Annotated in this window: 17 protein-coding genes; 8 read left to right on the forward strand and 9 right to left on the reverse strand. The window is 45.0% G+C overall.

Features of this window, described 5'->3' with window-relative positions; genetic code table 11:
• Positions 1 to 4: 4 nt before the first annotated feature.
• From icmH to tssB, 9 genes are read right to left on the reverse strand one after another with little or no spacing between them, the layout of a single operon-like run.
• Positions 5 to 784, reverse strand: coding sequence for a type IVB secretion system protein IcmH/DotU (gene icmH / locus AAC855_RS12645; protein WP_099120305.1), 780 nt, complete (start codon positions 782 to 784; stop codon positions 5 to 7).
• Between the two features lie 15 nt (positions 785 to 799).
• The gene (gene tssK, locus AAC855_RS12650; protein WP_340610040.1) at positions 800 to 2,152 is read right to left on the reverse strand and encodes a type VI secretion system baseplate subunit TssK; all 1,353 of its coding nucleotides are present in this window, start codon (positions 2,150 to 2,152) and stop codon (positions 800 to 802) included.
• A gap of 2 nt (positions 2,153 to 2,154) precedes the next feature.
• Positions 2,155 to 2,712 carry a type VI secretion system lipoprotein TssJ gene (gene tssJ, locus AAC855_RS12655; RefSeq protein ID WP_099109466.1) on the reverse strand — a complete coding sequence of 186 codons (558 nt, stop codon included), beginning with the start codon at positions 2,710 to 2,712 and terminating at the stop codon, positions 2,155 to 2,157.
• On the reverse strand, positions 2,696 to 3,991 hold the full coding sequence (tagH, locus tag AAC855_RS12660; protein ID WP_340610042.1) for a type VI secretion system-associated FHA domain protein TagH: 1,296 nt from the start codon (positions 3,989 to 3,991) through the stop codon (positions 2,696 to 2,698). The genes tssJ and tagH overlap by 17 nt, the downstream gene beginning before the upstream one ends.
• 5 nt (positions 3,992 to 3,996) lie before the next feature.
• The gene (gene tssG, locus AAC855_RS12665) at positions 3,997 to 5,049 is read right to left on the reverse strand and encodes a type VI secretion system baseplate subunit TssG (RefSeq protein WP_340610043.1); all 1,053 of its coding nucleotides are present in this window, start codon (positions 5,047 to 5,049) and stop codon (positions 3,997 to 3,999) included.
• Positions 5,013 to 6,848 (reverse strand): type VI secretion system baseplate subunit TssF, encoded by a 1,836-nt coding sequence (gene tssF / locus AAC855_RS12670; protein ID WP_340610044.1) that lies wholly within the window; start codon positions 6,846 to 6,848, stop codon positions 5,013 to 5,015. The genes tssG and tssF overlap by 37 nt, the downstream gene beginning before the upstream one ends.
• Positions 6,849 to 7,289: a type VI secretion system baseplate subunit TssE gene (gene tssE / locus AAC855_RS12675; protein WP_099109470.1), complete on the reverse strand. Its 441-nt coding sequence runs from the start codon at positions 7,287 to 7,289 to the stop codon at positions 6,849 to 6,851.
• A 2-nt stretch (positions 7,290 to 7,291) separates the two neighbouring features.
• Positions 7,292 to 8,770, reverse strand: a complete 1,479-nt coding sequence (gene tssC, locus AAC855_RS12680) for a type VI secretion system contractile sheath large subunit (protein WP_340610046.1) — start codon at positions 8,768 to 8,770, stop codon at positions 7,292 to 7,294.
• A 19-nt stretch (positions 8,771 to 8,789) separates the two neighbouring features.
• The gene (gene tssB, locus AAC855_RS12685) at positions 8,790 to 9,287 is read right to left on the reverse strand and encodes a type VI secretion system contractile sheath small subunit (protein WP_099109472.1); all 498 of its coding nucleotides are present in this window, start codon (positions 9,285 to 9,287) and stop codon (positions 8,790 to 8,792) included.
• Between the two features lie 934 nt (positions 9,288 to 10,221).
• On the opposite strand from tssB, the gene AAC855_RS12690 reads away from it, so the two are divergent.
• From AAC855_RS12690 to AAC855_RS12725, 8 genes are all read left to right on the forward strand, one after another.
• Positions 10,222 to 10,740: an Hcp family type VI secretion system effector gene (locus AAC855_RS12690; RefSeq protein ID WP_086954674.1), complete on the forward strand. Its 519-nt coding sequence runs from the start codon at positions 10,222 to 10,224 to the stop codon at positions 10,738 to 10,740.
• Between the two features lie 731 nt (positions 10,741 to 11,471).
• Entirely contained in the window at positions 11,472 to 13,145 is a 1,674-nt protein-coding gene (locus AAC855_RS12695) for a ShlB/FhaC/HecB family hemolysin secretion/activation protein (protein WP_340610048.1), read from the forward strand.
• A 101-nt stretch (positions 13,146 to 13,246) separates the two neighbouring features.
• Positions 13,247 to 17,662, forward strand: a complete 4,416-nt coding sequence (locus tag AAC855_RS12700; RefSeq protein WP_340610050.1) for a hemagglutinin repeat-containing protein — start codon at positions 13,247 to 13,249, stop codon at positions 17,660 to 17,662.
• A gap of 231 nt (positions 17,663 to 17,893) precedes the next feature.
• On the forward strand, positions 17,894 to 18,481 hold the full coding sequence (locus AAC855_RS12705) for a ComF family protein (protein WP_340610052.1): 588 nt from the start codon (positions 17,894 to 17,896) through the stop codon (positions 18,479 to 18,481).
• Between the two features lies 1 nt (position 18,482).
• Positions 18,483 to 19,040 carry a hypothetical protein gene (locus AAC855_RS12710; RefSeq protein ID WP_340610054.1) on the forward strand — a complete coding sequence of 186 codons (558 nt, stop codon included), beginning with the start codon at positions 18,483 to 18,485 and terminating at the stop codon, positions 19,038 to 19,040.
• A 53-nt stretch (positions 19,041 to 19,093) separates the two neighbouring features.
• Complete coding sequence (gene yhjD, locus AAC855_RS12715; RefSeq protein WP_340610056.1) at positions 19,094 to 20,065, forward strand: inner membrane protein YhjD; 972 nt, start codon at positions 19,094 to 19,096, stop codon at positions 20,063 to 20,065.
• Between the two features lie 55 nt (positions 20,066 to 20,120).
• Positions 20,121 to 20,327, forward strand: coding sequence for a 2-hydroxymuconate tautomerase family protein (locus AAC855_RS12720; protein ID WP_099109478.1), 207 nt, complete (start codon positions 20,121 to 20,123; stop codon positions 20,325 to 20,327).
• 157 nt (positions 20,328 to 20,484) lie between these two features.
• On the forward strand, positions 20,485 to 20,856 hold the full coding sequence (locus AAC855_RS12725) for a hypothetical protein (protein WP_340610058.1): 372 nt from the start codon (positions 20,485 to 20,487) through the stop codon (positions 20,854 to 20,856).
• Positions 20,857 to 20,969: the final 113 nt, after the last annotated feature.

Raw genomic sequence — 20,969 nt, forward strand, 5'->3', positions numbered from 1 at the left:
CTTCCTATCTTAATAATTTATTTAGCTGCTCTAATATGTACTGGGTCTGATCACCGAGGCGTATGGCATAAAAACTATAAATAGCAATCAGCAGACCTATGCCTATCGCAAACAGATGTTTGATCTTCCAACGCCGGATCAGGCGATAACTTGCATCGCGCTCGTTGACGTTGACATACAGCGTGGTCGGCGGAGCATCTCCACGCAGTGAGTGAAGCTGTTGCTGCAAGCGGCGGAACAGGCGATCAAAATCATCACTTTTCTGGGTGCTGACTTTGTAACGCCCACGATAGCCAAGACAGAGGCAGAGGTAAATAAACTCCAGCAGATGCTGGTAGCGTTGAGCCTCTCCCATCAGGCGTTCAAGCAATACAAAGACTTTTTCACCTCCCCACGTTTCATTGTGGAAGTGCACCAACAGTGATTGCTTCAACCAGCCATTCTGACTGTTCCAGCCGTGCCCCAATGCGGTTTCATCAATGAAGGTGCACAGTACGTAACGGAATGAAACAATCGCACCGGGTTCATAGCCCTTCGTTTGCAGAAGCTGTTCAATAGCACGAATGTCAGTAACAACCTGTTGGTAAAGCTTATCTGGCAGCGCCTGATCACTCATGTCCTGCAAACGCAGGACCATCCCCAGTAAAGGGGTGGCTGCATCGATCATCGGGTTGAGGCTTTCACCACGCAACGGGAGCTGGTACTGGCGCTGAAACGTTTTCAGTGTTTCAGCCTGTTTTTCAAATTTTTCCAGTGACGGACTGTCAACATTGATATCACTCATGCCTAATCCTCATAACTAGTCCTTACCGCCCCTGATAGCCCAGAGCTGCATATCTAAGTCAGGGAAATCCCCTGAAACGTGGAATGCAATGGAATTACCCTGTTGGATCTCTTTCCATGCCGGGCTCTTCTGATCCAGACGGAAATAGGTATACCCAGAGTGATATGGCAACTGACGAGGAGCGGCGGACAACGCAATCAGTGGTACACCCGGCAACTGGACGCTGACCAGATCGCGGATACGCTCCATTGAGGTGACTTTGGTCTGCTGGACGAACTGACGACGCAACTGTTCCTGCGGAGTGCTGGCGCTGATGGCCAGAACAAATTCAGCTTTGCGCAGCAGGTCGTTATCGTGCAGCGTGGCAACACGAATGCCGCCTTCATTCTGTTTCAGGGCAATCGATGTTGCGCGCGGGGTCAGAACAACGTTCAGTGCATCACGGATGGCGTGCATGGCATCCTGAAAGGTATCGGTCAGGTTATTGTGGTCATAGGCCAGAATATTGCCCGGCAGACGGCTCGCATCGGTAAAGGTTCTCAGCTCACCGCAGGTCTGGATCAGTTGGGTGTACAGATGCAGCGGATGCAGTACGCTCTGCTTAGCATAATGGTTGTACAGCGGCTGAACGCGGTTCAACAGCTGGAGCATCATAAACTCAGCCACATCCGCAATCCCCTGCTGGCCCGGCGAACCGATACGCTTCGCTAACGTTCTTGAACGCTCTGTCAGCAAACCATCGATTTCCACCATGAAGCGCTTGAGTTTGTCAGCAACGAAAATGGACAGACAGGTCGGGATAAACTCGTTATCCAACACAATCGTGCCATCTTTCTGTTTTTCTTTGATGCGGCACAGCGGGATCGCCGTGTAAGCACTCATGTCCTCAGAACCCTGCATCAATACGGGTGTCAGCTGAGCAAGATTCAGGATGGAAGAGTCACCGCCTTTGGTATGCAAGTCACGGATATCACTCGGCAGCTCGCGATAACGCACTGCGCTCTGGATTTCAGTATCCCGATCAGCCACTTCACGAATGGTGTCGCTCGACATGGGTAATGCCAGATAGATATCTTTACTTTTCAGGTCATTGATGTTTTCGATATCCAGCGGCTTTGGCAGCAGATCCTGACTGGGTGCGGCGAATATGGTGCCATCCGGCATAATTCCGCTGGCTTCGGTAATACCGATGCGCCCCAGCTTGAGCAAATCATCATTGATGCTCATGGAGCTGAAACCATGACCGTATGCTGTCAGTACAGAGACGAGGCTATGGGCCAGATAATCATTATGTTTTTGTTGTTGTTGGAAATGCTGTGGCTTGATGAATAATCCTTCGTGCCAAATCACCCGATTCTTTCCTGGCATGATTACTCCTCCTCCTCTTTTCTAAGTTCGACGTCGTTATTTCTGACATGCACCAAGATGTTGTAATGGCGTCCCATGTCTTTTACCCGGATGATCTTTTTCCATTCAGACTGATTGACATCTGCATAGTGGACGATGACACCGATATAACGGTTTTTCTTTTCCAATGTGATCACTTCCAGCGGCTTGTATTGCCCCGGTAGCAGGGTGTAATCCTGATGATCGATGTAGTTTTTCCCCAGCGCCTTTTCGAGTTTGTCACTTTCAAGCTGGTCATAATCGGCAGCCAGAAAACGTGAATCCTCGCTGAGATAAACCAGATTCATCTCAACAGGTGCCGGTTCACCACTTTCATTGGGGTTAATGTTGGGTTCAGCCAGTAACGTGATATTGGCAACAGAAGCCTGATCACTCGGCCTTCCTACCGGCGTGGAAGGGTCCCAGATGACCTGACCGACTTTTTTGGTTGCGTTCCATGCACTGCTACAGCCGTTCAGTAACATCGCTGACAGTAATAAAATCCCTACCGACCATATGCGCTGACTACCGGAACGTTTCATCACTGGCGTCCTCTAAGCCCTGACGCAATGCGCGGTCATAAGCCTGCTCGTACACCTCACGGAAGAGCTTTTCAAAACCCTGCTGACGGCTGGAAGCTAATTCACGGTAGTAGTTGGTGTACATTTCCCACGCCCATGAAGCATCTTTGTTTCTAGCGTCACTGCTGCGGCGATAGTGTGAAAACCGGCGGAGCAACTGCTCAGGGGAAAAGGCTTCCAGCATGGTATCCAGTGCCGCAGAAATCGCTTCCCGGTTGGCCTGATAATGCAGTTGCAGGTTATGCAGGCTTTCTGCGACAGCTGCGGGAGCTGACAGGTGAACCGGGCTTTTCTGCTCGGAAAACATCACCTGCATCGTGGTGTCGTAATCCATATTCAGGCGCAGTGGGTTGTCTTCGATCGGACGAAGTTGTTTATCACGCAGCCCGTGTTGTTCACGCTGGAGAGCCAGTAACCCTTCGATTGCCGCCTTCATGGTTTTACCCATTTCCTGTAGGAAATCGTTGGCCTGCTGCGTATCGTGCAGAGGCAACTGCGTCTCCAGCCCGCGCATCAAAGGCGTAATCGCGACATGGTCAACATCCATATCTTCATAGTGCTGCTCGGAAGCGATATCCGGTAAATCAAGGAACTCCTGATCCATAACACTGCCTCGGTTATCAGAAATAGGGTTAGCAAATGGAGGGGATTGATAATGATCCGGAGGCAGAAGCTGCTCGGTATCATCAGCGTCAACCTGCTGTTTCAATGTGGTCAGGCTTTCACTGTCCAGTACCCTGAGAGGGTCATCGCTGAAACGGTGCATCACCGTCGGAGCAACGCTGTCATCTTTGGCAAATGCGGACTTTTGCAGCGAAACGCCTTCCATCATGGCATCCAGCGGATTGCTGTAACTGGAAACCAGTGATTCAGGGGATACCGTTGAAGGATCGATCCGATCTGACTCAGAGAAGCTGATGTGGATCTTGATCGACAACTTGCCGACTTTAATCTGATCGCCCTGCTGCAAACGGATCAGGCTGGACTGTGGTGTTAATGTGGCATTATTGATCTGCACCGCATCAGACAGCACTTGCAGGCAGAATGCTCCGTCACGCCACTGAATAGAGAATTGTGACGGGTGGATATTGCCCTGACTGTCCTGAACAGACCACAGGTGACTTTCACTGCTGCCGACCGTACCGCCCTGTGGCGAAAACTGGCAGCTGGCGGATCGGCCACTTTCCAGTTGTTCACTGTTGATAACCCGCAATGAAAGGGTTGGTTGATGTTTTTCCATAGTCGTTATTCCATAACTGAAATTGTGACAGAGGGTTTCTTTTCCGGCTCACCGAGAAAACTGGTCCATCCCAGATGGTTATGCTGTTTTGCCCCCAGAACCATGCCGCCAACCTGATTTTCCGCCAGCCCAAGACGCAGCTCCCACGCAAACTGACTACGCATGACGAAGGAAATAAACATGACTAATGGGAGATAGTTTTTTCCGTCCGGCAGGAATGACAGGAACCGATCACGGGGAAGATTGTTGATACTGAGCAGGAATTTCCCGCTGTAGTCCCCGATCCATGAACCGATGGTGAAGTTTTGTCCTAATACTGACAGCTCGGTATCACCAATCGTTTGCCCTTTATTGGTGCCACCCAGACGATTCTGTTGATCAACCGGGATCGTGACTTTCCTGAACTGCCAGCCGTGCAGGGTGACATCCTGTAAGTCAAAACAGTGGGAAACCAGACTGCATATCACTTCCGGTGAACGGCCGGGACTTGCCAGCAACCCGGCATAAGCCAGCATTTTGCTGTGATTGATATTCAGCATCCGACGGTTAACGTCACTGCCTAATCCCACCAACGAGAACATACGCTGGGAAAAACCGTCTTCCCCGCCTTTCTGAAAGCAGATGTAATAGCGGTACTTCCGCCAAATCTGGTGCAGGAGCGTGATTAAGCGATGGTTAAACAGGTTGAGAAAATCCGTCAGTCGGTTTTCACCCTGTGCGTCTTCCCATGCCAGTGAATCCAGGTAATAACCCGGCATCGGGGACTGGCTGCCATGTAGCCCCATAAAAGAGACTTCCAGCTCAAAATACCCCTGTTTGGACTGCGTCAGTGAAACCACATCACGGGTAGGAAATGCCAGACTGGCGCTGGATTTGAAGCGAACAGACTCACGTTCAGGCCGATCCGTTTCTCCGGTTTTTTCCCACGCTACCGCCAGCTGATTGAGCAGCTCAACCAACTGGTAAAAGTTGTAGCGTGAGATGTCCAATTCCAGCGCTTTGGCAGGACTCTGCGCTGTGATTACATCAACGAGTGTTGACCTATCTGTACCGGCCATTCATAACATTCCTGATTATCTAGATTGATTACCTTCAACATATGAAAAGCGTTGACGCTGGCATACAGTGAGAAAAACCGTGACAAAATCGTACTGAACAGATAAAGCTCGCCTTCTGAGCTGAATGCCTGCTGCCGGATATACAAAGTAGAGCGCAAACCACGCACCGGCTGGCCCCGGAACAGACGATCCGTCGGCTCTGTCTCGATTTTTTCAATAGCATCAAGCCGTTTCTGTGATGATCGTTTAGACTGTCGGTTGTGAATACTCGGGAAATCGTAAGTACGCAGCACCTGTTTCAGTGCATCTCTATCCAGCAGTGACATGTAGTTCAGCGACATGTTCGACAACAGCGACCAGTGCAGTCCGCCGTCTAACAGCGGGTAAAGCGGTACTGACGGGCGTGTGATATTGCGGAATGTCGCAAATGACGGGCTGCCGATAGAAGGGTAATTAATGTCGCCGACACGGAGTTCCAGCGGCAGTTCACGGTTGGTACACGTTAGGCTGACGGAAACGTTCTCTTTCAGTCTGAGCCTGAGCAGATCAGATTCATCACCACGGACAAATGAGATGAAATGTTCCAGCCCTCTGCGGAAAGGTGACTCTTTCACCCGCAGACGGTAGTAACGCATTGAGCGTTCATCTTCGTTATCAATCTGGTGATTGAAACTTTCAAACGGGGTATAAACCCGCTCACCGACACGTGCCCGGCTGCGCTCACCATTCTCTCCCGTCAGCCAGCTTTCTACGCCGTCGATAGAAAAAATATCGTAGTTATCCGGGAAGCTATAACTGGCCTTCAGCGGGTATTCCGTCTGGCTACCATTCAGTTCAATCGCTTCGCTGTCCATCGGGAACAGGTTAATCGCCGGTGTACAGTGCAGACGAAAAGTGTCATGGCGGATCTTAGCTTCGGGTGGCAGTGCCTGAGAAAAATGTAAATTCAGTTTGAAATCTTTGGTCTTGAGATCTTCAGGCAGTTGCGGCAGACCCTTCACGTCAAAAAACAGGAAACTTTCTGAAAAACAGAAATATTCCTGCAAAATGCGATAACCCATGTAGGCATTTTTGGGGTAAGGCAACAGGGCATCTTCCCGCTCAAACCCAACCGGTACAAAGTCAAAATCCGGCAAAGGGATCACCATATCACCGATCACCAGTTCCGCTTTTCTGAAGTAATAACAGAGCCAGAAATAGAGTTGCGAAGTGGTATAGTCATCACCACTGAGGTAAAAACGTAATTTATCCAGTTCCAGTTCATGGAGATTCAGTTCCGTTTTTGAAGCAAAGTTCAGGCCAATGATCCCCTGCTCATTACTGTTATTAACGGAAATATCCTGAATAGAAAGTGGGAAAAGCCAGACATCACGGCATAAGGTGAAAGTACAGCGGCTGTGATCATCCCTTTTGCCGTTCGACTGCTTTTCATTCGAGTAAATATCATCATGAGCTGCCAGCGCATTACTCATAATCTGTGTGCCACGTTTAACCTGTGTCGCTTTTGTCACCACACTCTCATCAGGGGTATATTCGATGATGGTCATGCTGGGAGTCGGACGCAGGTAATTGGGCCAAAGCATATTAAGCAGACCATGTGTCAGTTCAGGAAACTGATCATCAATCTTTGCCCGTAGATTGCCTGTCAGGAATGCAAAACCTTCAAGCAAACGCTCAACGTCGGGATCTGAGCCTTGTTCAGACAGAAAAGCGGCAAGATGAGGACGCTCAACTGCGGCTTCTTTCCCCAGTTGTCGCAAATAGTTCAGCTCATCTCTGAAATATTTTTCAAATGACATTTATTGAGTTCGCTCCAGGCAATAGCGCCGGTTGTTGTCCAACTGGATGCTGAATTCCACAACATCGTTGATATCATCCAGGGAAACTTCCGCACTGATATGAAAGCTCAATAACAACGGATCTGACTCATCATTGATGGCGCTGACTGACACCGCTGATATTCTGGGCTCATAATTTCTGATGCACTCTTCTATCGCCCATTCGATACTTTGCTTGAAATCCACTGAGGTTGCGGTTGCGTCATTAAGGTCAATGACACCCAGTTCAATGGCACTCTGGCAGGCACCAGGGCGCGAATTAAGCACTTCATTCAAATGTTTCTTTATAGAATCAAGCAGAGCACGCATCCTTGACTGACGGGAAGAGCCGGAGCTCTTCCCTTGAATGCGCTCGAACAGACTGGCAGAGCTGCCTCTGTTCCAACTGTACAGCGCAGCCATGATTATTCCTTATCCAAACGTCCGACCAGCGACAGTTCGAAACTCGCACCCATGTATTTGAAGTGTGGACGAACCTGCATCGCAACCTGATACCAGCCCGGATCGCCTTCAACGTCCAGAACCTTGATTTCAGCAGCACGCAGTGGGCGACGGCTACGAACGTCAGTTGGTGGGTTTTCCTGATCAGCAATGTACTGTTTCAGCCACATGTTCAGTTCACGCTCCAGATCCTGACGCTCTTTCCAAGAGCCGATCTGCTCACGCTGCAACACTTTGATGTAGTGAGCCAGACGGTTGATGATGAACATGTATGGCAGCTGAGTACCCAGCTTGTAGTTAGTTTCCGCAATGTTGCCTTCACGGGTGTTCGGGAACACTTTTGGTTTCTGTACGGAGTTTGCAGAGAAGAATGCGGCGTTATCGCTGCCCTTACGCATGGTCAGGGTGATGAAGCCTTCTTCTGCCAGTTCGAATTCACGGCGGTCAGTGATCAGAACTTCTGTTGGGATCTTCGCCTGTACCTGACCCATCGCTTCATACAGATGAACCGGCAGATCATTCACCGCGCCACCACTTTGTGGGCCGATGATATTCGGGCACCAACGGTATTTAGCGAAGCTGTCTGTCAGGCAGCTTGCCAGCAGATAAGCGGTATTACCCCACAGATAGTGCTCGTGGTCACGGCTGACATTTTCCTGATAGTTGAAGTTTTTGATTGGGTTTTCAACGGAGGAATATGGCAGACGCAGCAGGAAACGAGGTGCAGTCAGACCCAGATAACGTGAATCTTCAGATTCACGTAATGCACGCCATTTGGTGTGTGAAGGGCCTTCGAAGACAGATTTCAGATCTTTGATAGCCGGCAGGTCAGTGAACTGGTTCACACCGAAGAATTCAGGTGAAACAGAGGAGAGGAATGGAGAGTGAGCCATTGCTCCCACTGAGCTGACATACTGCATCAGTTTGATATCAGGTGTGCTGTTGTTGAAAGCATAGTTACCGATGACCGCCGCAACAGGTTCACCACCGAACTGGCCGTAACCCGCAGAGTAAACATGCTTATAGAAACCTGACTGGATAATTTCTGGAGAGAACTCGAAGTCTTCCAGCAATTCGTCTTTAGTCGCGTGGATGATGTTGATTTTGATGTTTTCACGGAAATCAGTGCGATCAACCAGCATTTTCAGTGAGCGCCAGGAAGATTCCAGCTCCTGAAATTGCTTAGCGTGCATGATTTCATCCATCTGCTCACTCAGCTTTTTATCAAGCTCAACAATCATTTTATCAACGAGGAGCTTATTGATCGGTTCTTCGTTAGAACCTGTATCCAGAATGCTGCCGATAAAAGCGGCAACGCCCTGTTTTGCAATGTAGTAGCCGTCATTTTCAGGAGTCATTCTCGCTTGAGACATAATTTCATCAAGCAGAGAAGTGGTTGCGCCAGAAGCAAGTGCTGTGCTGTTTTCTTCGTGCTGAGCCATTTAGAATTCCTTTAACGAGTTATTTTTTATTGATGATTTCAAGTTCTTTCAGGAGTTGTTCACGAACGGATTCATCATCCAGCAGTGACTGTAGGCGAGCGCGAAATGCGGGGATATTTCCCAGAGGGCCTTTTAATGCAACTAATGCTTCACGCAGTTCCAGAAGTTTATTCAGCTCTGGTACTTTCTTGGCGATATTATCCGGTGAGAAATCACTTAGGGATTTTATTTCCAGATTAACAGGTAAATCTTCTTCACTATTTTCATCAAGGCGATTAGGGACGTTAAAAGTCAGGTTGATATTCGCCTCATTCATTACGGCATTGAAGTTATTTTTATTAACAGAAACTGTTGGTCTTTCTTCAATTGGCGTATCTTCTGTCTTGCCTTTCAGGTCACCTACAACCAGAAGATTCAGTGGTAATTCAACTTCAGCAGTCTGATCACCGGTATTTGGAACATATTTAATATTAATTCTTTCTTTAGGAGCTACGCTACCAGGACTATTTTTACTCATATTTCAACCCTTTGGCTAATACAACCATGAACTGTCTAACAACCCATTATTGGTAAGATAATAATTACAATGTTATCCATATAACAAATACAGCAGAGCTTCCTAAAAAATAGGCATAGGAAAACAACTGTATTTGCAGACATAAGTAGACTTTTATATATCACCATATAGATAAATATACAGAAATATTCTATCCAGTCGTGGAAATAACATCGATATAAAAAATCGTCAATAGCGAGTTTGACACTTTATTTTTTTGATGTAAAGCCAAAACACTAATTGATAACACCCTCTATTCTGGCTTTTAATACTTTTATTGTAGTTCTTGAAAATTTATAATTATTTTTATCTTACTAAATAGATAAAAGTTTGGTTTTACTCTTTATAGGTGTATATAGGCCGATTACCTGTCAATTGTATAAAAAGAAATATTTTTCGTATGTTATGAATAAAATATAATCGCCAAATTAGTATCCTAAGATTATCATAAAGTTCGTTTTTTATTTCATTCCGATTAATTATCCTCCATAAAAACCCTTTCTGAATTCATTTTTTTGACACTCGTCACACTTTATTAATGATCATGAAAAATAAATATTTTAAAAATAAAAAGAATATAATTATCAATTAGTTATAAAAAACAAAAACTTGAAGATTAATTTTCGAACAGCAATATAAGCCTACTGTTTATAAAAAATCAGCCATAAATCTTATAACAGCAATGATTATAAAATTTTTATTTGTCATTGAATTTTGTCTTGTCTTGCAATTTACAAATAACTTTGCATCAGAGAAATTCGGCCTTATTATTCGCTCCGAGTGTTCGGCATCGCTAATTTTATTTCATTTAGTGAGCTTCAATTTGGTGAATGGAATAATCACGCAAGGAATGAGCACTTACACTTATATTGGTAAATTTTTATAGGATATTCATATGCCAACTCCATGTTATATTTCCATCAATGGAAAAACTCAGGGTCACATTACTGCTGGCGCATTCACTGCTGAATCAGTAGGTAATATCTTTGTTCAAGGCCACGAAGACGAAATGCTGGTTCAAGAATTTGACCACATCGTTACTGTTCCGACTGACCCACAGTCAGGCCAGCCTTCTGGTCAGCGTGCACATAAGCCATTCCGCTTCACTGTTGCACTGAACAAAGCCGTTCCACTGATGTACAACGCACTGGCTTCCGGTGAAATGTTACCTACAGTAGAACTGAAGTGGTACCGCACTTCTATCGAAGGCAAACAAGAGCACTTCTTCTCTACTAAACTGGTAGACGCAACTATCGTTGACATCGACTGCAAAATGCCACACTGCCAGGATCCAGCAAAAGCTGAATTCACTCAGTTGGTTCGTGTTTCTCTGGCTTACCGTAAAATCGAGTGGGAACACACTACTGCTGGTACTTCTGGTGCTGACGACTGGCGTGCGCCAATTGTTGCTTAAGATCTTATTTATCAGATTTTAGATAATAAGTTTTAAGTAATAAATATTCAGCCAATGGGTATTATCCATTGGCTGAATTATATTCTCCAAATGAACCCCCTCCTGTTAATTTGATTTAAATCTCCTTTTTCTCATTTATATTTTATTTTTTACTTTTTTCTGCAAGAAAGATTTTTAAATAGTGATTATTTTTATAATAAATAAAAATATACAAATTAATAATTACATGACTTATTAATAACCAATGTCACTTTCTATCTAACCTATCTTTATAAAAAACAGTCTATATTTCCTCCATTAATTATTTGAAATTTTAGTTAATTCCCACCACTCATTTGAGTTAATTTCAAATCACCCAACAAAACATAACCAAAATGGGTTATGGTAAATAATTAAGTTAAATATATAACTATAAATAATCAAATAGAACAAACGACAACCAGTAATCAGAGCAAAATAAAATAATTTATATGCTTTAATGATTAATTAGTAAACCAGAATAACTATATATACCTAAGGGTTTTTCAGAAATATACACAATGGATTTCAAGGTGCATCGCGGCGGCAAGGGAGAGAAACCCCAGAAGCATAGATAACCGTATGTTCATAAAAACGGTGACTGGGGTGAGTGAGCGCAGCCAACAAAGAGGCAACTTGAAAGACGAAGTGTATAACTTGAAAGATGAAAGGTATGCGCAATCCAACTCAACCATAGCCATTTGGGTGCTACGATGTTCAAAAGGACGGCAGTTTTTATTTTATTATCTGTATCCCTTCAGGCCAGCGCATTGCCGGAAGCACCTGATGCTGTACTACCTATAGACGAATCCAGAAGAACCTTACAGGATAGTTCACGGGAAATAGACCAGCTCATTGAACAGCGTCGTTACCGGGGATTTATCGAACGCTCCGATACCCTTTCACCCGAAACCGTCTCTCCAGTACTGACTGAAACCCCAACATGTCTGGATATCAGCGGAGTTTATCTTCAGGGCATTACCCTGCTTTCTCTGGCTGAACTGGATACGCTCAGTGCACTGCCCGAACAATGTATTACCAGCAATGACATTAATAGACTGACAGCAGAAATCACTAATCTGTATATCTCCAAAGGTTACATTACTGCCCGGGTGCAATTTATTCCCCCTAATTATAATAGGGAGTTAGGTCTTAGTGTCGTTGAAGGTTTCGTCGAAGCCATCGAAGGGGGTGACCGCTGGGTTAACAGCCGGATGCTATTCCCCGGTCTTATTAATCAGCCACTCAACCTGAATCAACTGGATCAAGGGTTGGATCAGTCAAATCGTCTGCAATCGAATAAAACAACTCTCGATATTCTGCCCGGCACAGTCAGCGGTGGATCTATCGTCAGGCTGCATAACCGGCATTCCACACCGTGGCATATTTCTGCAATAACGGATAACTATGGGCAGAAAAGTACCGGTAAATGGATCAGCAGGCTGAATGCCAGCTTTGATAGCCCGCTCGGGCTGTCAGATTTTATCAGCGTCAATGGGGTCAGCACCCTTGATAAACCCAGCACCCAATATAATCGGGCAGCGACATTATTCTATTCATTACCTTATGGCGCTGTCACTTTCAGCGGTTTTACCAGCTATTCCCAATATAAAAACCCGCTAAAGTTACAGTTCAAATCATTAAAACTGAGCGGAAACTCTCAGCAATCCGGTATGCGTATTGATTGGCTCTTTCACCGCAATCAGTCACAGATTTCGACGCTCAATACTCAATTCGTTTACAAGGATTCCAACACCTATTTCGATGGATCCAAATCCGACGTCAGTAGCCAGAAACTCGCGGTACTCTCACTGGGAATAAGCCACTTACAAATTATTCCGAATGGTCTCATCACTTTTGACACTGGCATTGAGCAGGGAACACCGTGGCTCGGCGCCCAGACAGCCACTCATAACCTGAATGAGCGATTCACCAAAGGAAAGCTGTCTGTCAATTTACACCAGAATTTCAAACTGTTTACTGTGCCATACCGCCTTAACAGCCAGTTTTATACCCAATACAGCCCAAATGGACTCCCCGGCGTTGAGTGGCTCAATATTACCGATCGCAATGCGGTACGGGGGTTCAGCAAAAATACCCTCTCGGCTGATAACGGCTGGTATCTGAGAAACACCTTATCTTACGCAATACCTTTGCCTGAAAGTTCGCTGACTTTGCGTGTCGGAGCCGATGTCGGTCAGGTTAAAAGCCATAACCGGCAGGAAGCTTCGTGGAGAAGCAACGCAGGATTCAGTGTCGGTGCGGCCTTACGCCATCAACATTTTCTGGCGGATATTGAATTGAGCCGTGGCAAAACATTATCTCATCAGGACAGGGATAAAAGTGAGCCTATACAGCTATTAACCCGCTTTTCTTATTTATTTTAACCACCTGAATAATAACTATTTTTTAACCGCAGCCAATCAGGGAAATCTTCTCCCCGGGATGCTGCATATTCACACGACAGAAAGTAAATAGAGGTAATAGTATGAGAAGAAAAATATTCAGATTATCTCCTACGGGAAAACTTGCGGCATCAATGGCGATAATTCTGGCTACCTGTTCAACCAGCTTTGCCAGTGGCATCACTCCCGGTGGCGATGCAGCTCATCGGCCGGACGTCAGCATTGCTGAAACAGGTGCCACGGTAATTAATATCGTACCGCCTTCCGATTCTGGGTTATCACATAACCAGTATCAGGATTTCAACGTCAACCAAATGGGCGCGGTGTTAAATAACTCACTGGTTAATGGGCAGTCAGAATTAGCCGGGCAATTATCGGCCAACAGTAATTTGAATGGACAGGCCGCCAGCGTCATTCTGAATGAGGTGATCAGCCGTAACCCTTCACTCTTACTCGGTAAACAGGAAGTTTTCGGCATGGCTGCCGACTATATACTGGCAAACCCCAACGGTATTACCTGTAACGGCTGTGGCTTTATCAACACCAATCAGGCTTCGCTGGTGGTCGGTAATCCATTAGTTGAGAATGGTATGCTGCAAGGGTTCAATAACTTCGATAATAAAAATGCCCTGAATATCAGAAATGCCGGTCTGACCCACAATGATGTCCTGAACCTTATCGCGCCACGTATCGATATCGTAGGCAGAGTGATCACGCCCAAAGCGCTCAATATTACCACCGGAAATAACCAGATTGCCGCAGATGGCAGAATCTTGGATTCAAGACAAGCGGGTGCAGGAGCGCTCGACAGCTATTACTTCGGGAGTATGCAGGCAGGGCGTATCCGTCTGGTGAATACCGCAGAAGGTAGTGGTGTCAATCTACAGGGCAAGATGCAAGCCGGTGACGATATTTATGTTGCCTCCCACGGTGATGTGGAATTAGAAGCGGCAAACTTGCAGGGCGGCGATATCACATTACAGGGTAAAAACTTGCGGGCGCAGGGATACCTCAACCGATCATCATTACAAAAAACAGGAGAAGATAATCACCAAAGTACTTTTAGCGGCGCTCATACCTCTCAGGAACAGATTAATGAGTCCATCGCTCGTACTCAGTTGACCGGTAAAAACATCACACTGATTGCCCGCAAAGATAATCAGATAATGGCAACCGATATTGATGGGGATAACATCAAACTGACTGGCGCTAATTTGAAACTGGACGGTCAACAGCTACACCAACGTGATCAAAACACCGACAACAACTGGCAGTTATCCTGGCAGAAGGATGTCACCAGTGAGAGTGACAAATATCAGTATGAAGGCAATACTCTCAACGCACGGAACAATGTTCACCTGACAGCCAGTGAAGGCAATGCAGAAATATTGGGCAGTAAAGTGACCGCGGGCAACCAGATTTCAGTCTCTGCAAAACAGGATGTCAAACTGGCTGGTTTAGTCGAGTCAGAAAGGAAACTCGAAAAGGGTTACAGAAAAAACGATGGTATGGGATTACAAACCGGCGATTGGGCAACTATTGATACAACCCAAAGACTCGTGAGCAGTGAACTGAATGCAGGCGGGGATTTAGGCATCAACGCGGGTGCCAATGCTGAAATTATCGGCTCTAAAGTACATTCAGGCAAAAACCTGATTGTTTCGGCAGGACAACAAACAAAAGTAACGGTGCAATCCCTCGTTGATGACCATGTTATTGAGAAAAATAAGCGTAAATGGGGTGGTCTTGCCGGTGGCAGCAATAAAGACAACCACGATAAAGTAGAAACACACCACGGTTCTGATCTCAGCGCTGACGGGCATTTACTGCTGAGTGGAATAGATGGCGTCACCATTACCGGCAGCAAGGTAAAAGCACGACAGGGAGCCTATGTTGAAGCTAATAACGGTGACTTAACCATCGATAATTCCGTCAGCCATGTCTATAAAAAAGTGGATGAAAGAAAAGGCACCATCTTTAATATCACCAAAAATGCCAATCAAGAACAGACAAGCCAGCAAACCAGCACCGGTAGCCAGCTAATCTCTGATGCTGACCTGAAATTAATCAGTGATAAAGATATCAATGTTATCGGCAGTCTGGCGAAAAGTGCTGGTGAGCTGAATATCGATACTTCCGGCAATATCAACGTGCTTGCCTATGGTGAACAAAACGAACATCAACAGGAAAAAAACAATCTTGACTGGCAGTATTACGCTCATGACACAAAAGATAAGCAATACCGTGCCGGCGCAGGTTTTGAGCATACCCTTGATAGACAAAAAAACCATACCACCACACAGCAGCAGGCTGAATTAAATGGCCGCACAATGACCATTAATTCAGGTAAAAATGTGACTTTTAATGGCACAAAAGTGGTCACAACGCAGGGTGATGCCAGAGTTTCAGGTAACAACATTGCTCTGACAGCCGCAGAAAACCGCACTGCCACCAGTAATTCTCAGGCTAAAGTGCGTGGTGGTGTCTTTGCCACCGGTGGTATGGATAAATTCGGCGGCGGTGTTGAAGGTGGTTATTCTGATAATGGTCATTCCCAGAACCGCACTACTGCGGTGGTTTCAGAAGCACGCATTAATGGCAACCTTGAACTGAATGCTCAGGGAGAACTGAAACAACAAGGTACTCAATATCAGGTACAGGGAACTTATCAGGCGAATGCCGGCAGCATCCGAAATGTAGCCACAGCCAACACCGAATCAGACTCCACAAGACAAATGCAGGTTGGTGGCGAAATCAGCGGTTCAGCCGATTACAGCGCTACAACCCGCCCTATGGAAAAAACGGCGAAAGCAGCAACAAACGGAAAGCTGGATACTTCCATTGCAAAAACCGGATTACCGAATGTCGGGCTTGAACTGGAGATGAACGGAAAAAGTCATTACTCCACCAACCATCAATCAAACGCGGTCGTCACTACCGTTAAAGCAGGCGACATCAGGATCAACACCAATGGCGATCTTTACGATCAAGGAACAAAATATCAGGCAAATAAAGGTAATGCGTCCCTGACTGCCGGTAGCCACACCAGCGAAGCAGCCTACAACCAGCAGAACAGTAGTTCATCTAATACGGTTGGCGATGCCCGTATGCGCGTTTACACCAGCACCGGCAGCGATCTTTCTGTCAACGGTAAAGGTAGCGGCAGCTATCAGGCGGAATCCACCCATAATAGAAACGCGGTTGGCAGTGAAATCAACGCCCAGAATGGCATTAACGTTCAGGTCACCAGAAACGCACACTATCAGGGCACTTCCATGAACGGTGGCAATGGTCAAACAAATGTTAATTCCGGCGGAAATATTCAGTTCGAACAAGCCACCAACCGGGAGGAAAAAAACAGCCGTGGTTATAACGGAGAGCTTTCTCTGACTGTAGGGACTAACCCGGATGGCAAAAACTTCAGTGGCAGTGCGGGTGCTGGCTATAACACCAGCCAGCAGAATAGAAACACCGCTCAAACCGGCACAATTACAGGCGGACAGAGTGTAAACCTGAATGCTGCGAATAACCTGACTCTGCAAGGCACAAACGTTTCTGGCAAACAGGTCGATATGACAGCACAACGTGGCAGAATTGAACTGGCCTCAGCTCAGGATGCCGTCAACAACAATGGCTGGAATTTTGGCGCTAAAGGCAAAGGCGGTATGGCCAGCACAGTGCGTAATAATGAAGGCGGTGATGGCAACGCAGGCAATGGAGAAGCCGGTAACAGCATCATCGATAATAAATACAATATAGGCGGTGAAGTCAAATTCGGTGTCGATCGACTGAATAAAGTGACTTACCACAACAGTCAGGTTTCTGGCGGTAACGTCACACTGACCAGTGCTCAGGATACCTCACTCAAAGGCAGCAACATCAACGCAGATCAGGTCACGGGTAACATTGGTGGCAACCTCAACGTTGAAAGCCTGAAAGATAAAACTGACAGCCTGAATATCGGTTTGGATAGCGGATTAGGGTATAGCAGAACCGTCAAAGGTGATAACAGCCATAAAGCGACATTACCGATTGCTGACAATAACTCTGCGGAAATCGCTGCAACTAACGATGATAAAACAAACACGGAAGCACCAAACCTGACAGATCGTCTGACTGCGGCTTTTAAAGATTACAACGGGAAACTGAAGAGCAATTACGACACGCTTGATCAGGAAACCGTTGGTGAGCAATCAACCCTGAACGGCGCTAACGGAGTTAACCTGAATGTTGCGGGCAGAACCTATCTGACCGGTAGCCGGATTGACAGTACTCAAGGAACTGTATCCGTGAATACGCAGCAAATCGCTCATCAATCCATAACAGGCCACGACAGAGGCAAAAACATGGGAGTTAACTTACCTGACTCAATTGCAGATTTCACCGGAGCAGCCCAGAAAGATGTCTTTTCCGGTAAAATTCCTTTCGTGAAAAACGAAAATCACAATACAGAAACGCCAACCACATATAGTGGAATCAAAGGACATCAACTGGATTAATTGATCACACTCTAAGTTATATACGCGAATCTTAATACAAACGGCATCATAAACATGATGCCGTTACTCATAAAAACACAAAAAACATATAAATAAACAAATAAGTATTATCATTAACTCATTTATTTTACTTGAGTTTTTCCAATGATTGTATATGTGAAAATGAAATTGAAGACACTACGTTTGCGTAGTAATTTCTCAGTAAACAAAAAATATACAATAATGGGATACATGATGAAAGTTAGCCTGAGAAAAATAATAGGAAATTGGAAGCTAGGATATGCATTGGATAAGCACTCGGTAGGTAGTACTTTTTTGGGTTACAACGGAGCTGGGCATCCGATTTTCGATACCGTCAGAACAGACGTTGGACAGGCACTTTATCAGCTAAAATATCATAATAACTTTCAATATATTAACCAACTTTCTCATTGTATTGTGGAGGAAATAGTTAAACCTTACTTTCCTAAAATCGGGTTTGTCATTCCTATGCCAGCGTCAAATATCAGAAAGGTTCAACCTGTCAGCGAACTAGCAAAACAAGTAGCCAGATTGATAGATCGCCCATTCTTCGATGGTATCCTGCTTAAAGCTACCGGAGGAACTTCTCTCAAAAATTTATCAAATAAAGAGGAAAAGGAGGAAGCTATTGGTAATTCATTTTCAATTGAAGATACCATCAAAAATGAAGGAAAATGGAACGTACTGCTAGTAGATGATCTGTTCCATACCGGTGCTACAATGGAAGCAGCCTGCAATGCACTTTCGAGCTATAGTAAGGTTAAGAGCATTTATGTCGCAACATTGACTTGGAGGTAAAATGACAACCGTTTTTATCGCTGGATCTATCACGATCAAAAACCTCGACCCACTGGTCATAGAGCGCATACGGAAGATTGTGAACTCCCGCTACAATGTTGTTGTAGGCGATGCCAACGGCGCAGATTCCTCTATTCAGAAACTGCTACTAGAGATGGGAAGCCATCAAACAACCGTATTCAGCAGCAGCAATATGCCACGGAATAATCTGGGCTCCTGGCCTGTTCGTGTCATAGATTCAGCGCATACAAAAGGAACGCGTGCGTTCTTTACGGCGAAAGACCTGAAAATGGCGGAAGAGGCCGATTATGGTCTGATGGTATGGGATGCGAAGAGCACAGGTACTCTGAGCAACGTGATTGAACTACTGCTTCAGAATAAATTCAGCGCAGTATTCATCAATAAAGCAAAGAAGTTTGAGGTCATTAAAAGAACGAAAGATCTTGAAACATTGATCGCATATATGTCTCCGATAGCATTGGAAAAAGCTGAGCAAAAGATAAACCTCCGCCATAAATTGGCATCACTAAATAATAGCCAGTACCAAATGCCATTGTGAATGAAAAGGATATTATGGCATATATCAAATACGACCAGAATTAAGAGGATGTAATGCCCACTGACTTCAAAAAAAAGGAACGTATCAATAAGGAAACTATCAACACGCCATTACAGAAGGGACTGGATGGTGGGAAAAAAGCACTTTCAGTGACGATCCGCATTGGCAACTATATCCGTCATATCCCATTCATTGCCCACTTGATCCGGGCAGCACAGCGTTTCAACGATAGAATGGGCAGCCAATTTGGTGCTGCTATTACCTACTTTTCCTTTCTGTCACTTATTCCGATATTGATGCTCTCTTTTGCCATCGCAGGTTTTGTGTTGGCTTCCAACCCCGACTTGCTGACAAGACTCATCAATGGAATTGCTAATAGTATCAATGATCCATCACTGGCAAATACGCTGAAAAACAGCGTGGATACCGCCATAAGGCAAAGAACAACCGTAGGATTAACAGGTCTGGCAATTGCGCTCTATTCCGGCGTGAATTGGGTCGGCAACCTGCGTGAAGCGATCCGTGCCCAGTCCCGCGACGTCTGGGAACGCACTCATGAAGATAAAGAGAAAATCTACTTTCAATATATCCGTGACGTTTTCTCCCTGTTTGGCCTGTTATTTGCGTTAGTCATAACACTTTCCCTGAATTCCATTGCCGGCTCTGCGCAGGCAAGCATAGTTCATGCCCTTGGCTTAGAGAATATCGAGTGGCTTCGCCCAGCATGGACATCCATTGGCATGTTCATTTCCATTTCAGCCAATTATCTGTTATTCCTATGGATATTATGGATCCTGCCCCGCCATCAGCCTGAACGGAAAGCGCTGTTTCAGGGAACCTTAATGGCTGCTATCGGGTTTGAGATCATTAAATCGATTATGACAATGATGCTACCACGCCTTGCCAGCTCACCTTCTGGCGCTGCTTTTGGTTCTGTTATTGGCCTGATGGCATTTTTCTATTTTTTTGCCCGACTGACCCTATTCTGTGCTGCGTGGATAGCCACCGCAGAGAAAAAAGAGTGACAAAACGAGACTGCTTCACCAGAAGCACTTTATAAAAAACTACAAGGAGTCATATATGCCATTTGTAAACATCAAAATCACCCGCGAAGGTGCAACTGCTGAACAGAAAAAACAACTGATTGAAGGTGCAACCCAGCTGCTGGTGGATGTACTTGGCAAAAACCCGGCCACCACTTTTGTCATCATTGATGAAGTAGAAACGGATAACTGGGGAGTGGGTGGAAAAAGCGTGACAGAAGTGCGGGCCGCTGCGAAGAAATAGCGTATTTCTTGAGAAGAGAAATCGACGATTAGGGCGAATATATCGCCCTTTTTATTTTAATTGGGTAAGGAATTATTACATAACGTTATGATGTCTATCACCGTGGAGAAATGACGTTTAATGATTCAAGTACTCTTACAGAAATAGAGATATCGTTATGAAATATTATGCAAAAGTAATTTCTCTAAATGAACACATTGAAGAAGAAGTTGTTTTATCATTTGGAGAACAAGAAATATGCTGTTTTGTCAATGAATTTAAAGAACCATTATATATTGGTAACACTTATTTAGTTGAACTTGGATTGATGTTTTTAGATGAGATAAAAATAGAAACATCAAAAAATAAACAATTCTCATTACAGAACATAAATAATACATTCGCTTATGAAATAAATGGTTACTTATTCGAGAATAAAATAATCATGTCTAACTTAATATTCGAAGAAGATATTTTGTATAGCCACTCATATTTTGAAAATGAATATGTTAAAATTTATACAGATAGAATCACTGTTGAGTTTATTTAAAAATATTCTATGCATTTTATTATTACCAGAATCTATAACAGCATGAATACCCATAAATAGAATTTATTTTTCTTTCAAATAATATCAATATGATAGTATCATAAAATCAATAT

The organism is Xenorhabdus bharatensis (genome assembly GCF_037996705.1).
Classification (GTDB): domain Bacteria; phylum Pseudomonadota; class Gammaproteobacteria; order Enterobacterales; family Enterobacteriaceae; genus Xenorhabdus; species Xenorhabdus bharatensis.